Annotated in this window: 2 protein-coding genes; both read right to left on the minus strand. The window is 53.0% G+C overall.

What is annotated here, in order from left to right; genetic code table 11:
* A partial coding sequence (locus tag KDK17_RS07835; protein WP_257287776.1) for a hypothetical protein occupies positions 1-371 on the minus strand: 371 nt, incomplete at its 3' end.
* Between the two features lie 199 nt (positions 372-570).
* Positions 571-1531, minus strand: a 961-nt coding sequence (locus KDK17_RS07840) for an ankyrin repeat domain-containing protein (RefSeq protein ID WP_257287777.1), incomplete at its 5' end; no start/stop codon positions are given.

Here is a 1531-nt window from a genome sequence, read left to right on the forward strand (position 1 = left end):
ACGCCATGACAGGGAAAGACGAAACAATCTAAACCCAAAGTATGCAGATGTTGCTGTGAGCCTCCGCTACCACCGGCAGAGACAGAATTAAAGGAGTTGCTGAAAGAGCCTGAAGGGCGGGCGGTGGCACCCTGAGCTTGCTGTCCCGTTGAATCTGATGGCGGGTATTGTCGCTGATCACTCCCAGAGCCAGGCACCATTATGATGGCTGCAAACGGGTGATCCTGACCCAGCCCTTTTTGTTTCATCGGATTAAACGACGATTTCTTTGTAATCTCGACAACAAAATGTCTTGTCATCGGTTGAGCCTGAGAGACGACGGATAATGTCATGAATAGCAGAGGTACTGTAGACAGTGAGCGTTTAATCATTCTAGCCTTGCATTCTGGTGTGAAGGGTGGGAAGGATAGATCAGGAAAATAACTCAGATTACGCATTCAACTGTTCTCAACTGCCCCAGAGAAGTTTTCAGCCCTGTCAGAATCTCAACTTTTTAATGTTTCTTGTCGATCACCTTAACACCTGAAAGCGGTGTTTTCTGGATAAGATAACGCCTCTCTTTTGTTTCCTTCATTGTCTCTGTTGCCACCTTGCCCCGGCCTCGCTCAGGGCTTTCGCGCAGTCGGTATTGCCTATTGCGATTGCGATGCAGAGTGGTGTGGCGCCATCCGTAGTCCTGACGGCGTTGAGATTCGCCCTGGCCTTGATCAGGAGTTTCACACACTCGGTATTGCCCTGCTGGGCTGCGATGAACAACGGGGTGGCGCCATCCGGTAGGGCGGTGTTGGGATTAACTCCAGCGTTGATAAGGGCTTTCACGCACCCGGTGTTATTTTCTTGGGCAGCCATGAACAGTGCGGTAGCGCCGTTCTTGGCCCGGGTGTTGAGAACTGCCCTGGCTTCAATCAGGAGTTCCACGCAGTCGGTGTTATTTTCCTGGGCAGCCATTAACACTGCGGTGGCGCCATTCGAACAGGCGGCGTTGAGATCCGCACCGCCTTCGATCAGGATTTTCACACTGTCGGTATTGCCTTTCCCGGCAGCAATGAGCAGCGGGGTGACGCCATTCTTGGTCCGGGCGTTAAGATCCGCCTTGGCTTCGACCAACAGTTTCACGCAGTCGCTGTAATTTTTTTGGGCAGCAAAGAACAGCGGGGTGGTGCCATCCAACAAGGCGGTGTCGAGATTCGCCCCGTCGTTAATCAGGAGTTTCACGCAGTCGGTGTTATTTTTTTGGACAGCGATGAACAGTGCGGTGCCGCCACCCTTTGTCTGAGTGTTGAGATCCGCCCCGGCCTTGATCAGGAGTTTCACGATGTTGGTATGACCCTCCTGGGCAGCGACGAACAGCGAGGTGGAACCTCTCTTGGTTCGGGCGTTGAGATTCGCCCCGGCGTTGACCAGGCGCTCGACGATCTCCATGTGCCCCCCGGAAGATGCCAAGATCAAAGCCGTGAAATCATTATCCATAACCGCATTGACATTGACTCCCTCTGCCAGTGACTTCTCCACTTGATCCAAATCCCCCTCA

Source organism: Endozoicomonas sp. SESOKO2, from assembly GCF_024606245.1.
In the GTDB taxonomy this organism is placed as follows: domain Bacteria; phylum Pseudomonadota; class Gammaproteobacteria; order Pseudomonadales; family Endozoicomonadaceae; genus Endozoicomonas_A.